Annotated in this window: 2 protein-coding genes; both read left to right on the forward strand. The window is 39.5% G+C overall.

Features of this window, described 5'->3' with window-relative positions:
- The first annotated feature begins 76 nt into the window (after nucleotides 1–76).
- Nucleotides 77–412 (forward strand): transposase, encoded by a 336-nt coding sequence (locus BLO53_RS18870; protein ID WP_092065268.1) that lies wholly within the window; start codon nucleotides 77–79, stop codon nucleotides 410–412.
- Entirely contained in the window at nucleotides 409–1326 is a 918-nt protein-coding gene (locus tag BLO53_RS18875; protein ID WP_092065271.1) for an IS3 family transposase, read from the forward strand. Before BLO53_RS18870 ends, BLO53_RS18875 begins: the two co-directional genes overlap by 4 nt.
- Nucleotides 1327–1382 lie beyond the last annotated feature (56 nt).

Consider the following 1382-nt stretch of genomic DNA (forward strand, 5'->3'; position numbering starts at 1 on the left):
TGATGCTGTATAGTTAAACTTGACAACTTATTCTCGTATATCTTGAAATATAGGTAAGAGAATAAGGAGGTGCCAGATGGCAACTAAACGGTATGATAAGGACTACAAAGTCCAAGCAGTCAAACTAATTAACGAAGTAGGTATGACTAAGGCGGTTAAGGAACTAGGTGTTTCTGCCAGCACAATGAGAGGCTGGGTAAATGCAGCAAAACAAGGAATGCTTGATCTTGGTGAAGGAGCATATACGCCTCAAAATGCTATGTCTTTAGCCGAGGAGATACAAAGCCTTAGGAAGCAGAATAAAGAGCTTATTAAGGCAAATAAACGTCTTCAAGAAGAAAATGAAATCCTTGCTGATGCTACCGCTTTTTTCGCAGCGAGCCGTCGGAAATCAGAAAGAACGAGCGACTGATTTTTATAGATCTACGGACCGAGGGCGGCACGGTAAAAGGCAAGCTGTCATTGTATTGTAAGGTGCTGGGAGTTACCCGGCAGGCATTCTATGATTACCTTAAGCGTAAGGATCGTCCATGGAAATATCAGTATATAGCTGATGACATGGAAGAGATACTTCTTGAAGATCTCTGTAACGATACTTACGGTAGACTTAGGATGTATGAAGCATTAAAGCTTAGACATGATGAAGATCCTGATTTCTACATTCCAAGTGAAAGTACTATCTACAAAATAATGCAAAAGCTTGAAATATCACATAGGCCTCGGCGTAATCCTAATGGCATAACTGTTGCTGACAAAAAGGCTCAAAAATCTGACGACCATGTAAAAAGGAATTTCTATTCAGAAGAGCCTTTGGCTAAATGTGTAACTGATATATCAGAACTTAAGGCAAGCGATGGCAAACTTTATGTTTCTGCAATTTTTGATTGTTTTGATGTTGCTGTCCTTGGACTGGCGCTTGATACCAACATGAAGGCTTCTCTGGTAGAAAAGACCTTAGATAATGCATATATGTCCTTTCCAGGATTACGAGGCGCTATAGTCCACAGCGACAGGGGTAAACAATACACCAGTGATCTATATCGTAAAGCTATCAACAAATATGGCATTACCCAGAGCATGAACAGTGCAGGTGGCAGATGTCATGATAATGCCAGGTGTGAAAGCATGTGGGCAAGAATGAAAGATGAACTATTCTACTCCAGAAATCTTAAGTCTACTCAGTTTACTGTTGAAGAACTTAAGGTAATAATCTGGAGATACTTTATCAGCTATTGGAATAACAGGAGGATATGTACCTCCAATAATGGTCTTCCTCCTATGGTTAAGAGAAAGAGATACTATGATTCATTGGCAATGGCTGCATAATAAAACAGGTAACTGGATGTACGAGTAATAAGTGTAAAGTAATATTGACAATATCA

The sequence above is a fragment of the Butyrivibrio sp. INlla14 genome (genome assembly GCF_900102515.1).
Lineage (GTDB): Bacteria > Bacillota > Clostridia > Lachnospirales > Lachnospiraceae > Butyrivibrio.

Coding starts and splice junctions, on each gene's coding strand:
- BLO53_RS18870 (WP_092065268.1), top strand. CDS start 77: ATGGCAACTAAACGGTATGATAAGGACTACAAAGTCCAAGCAGTCAAA.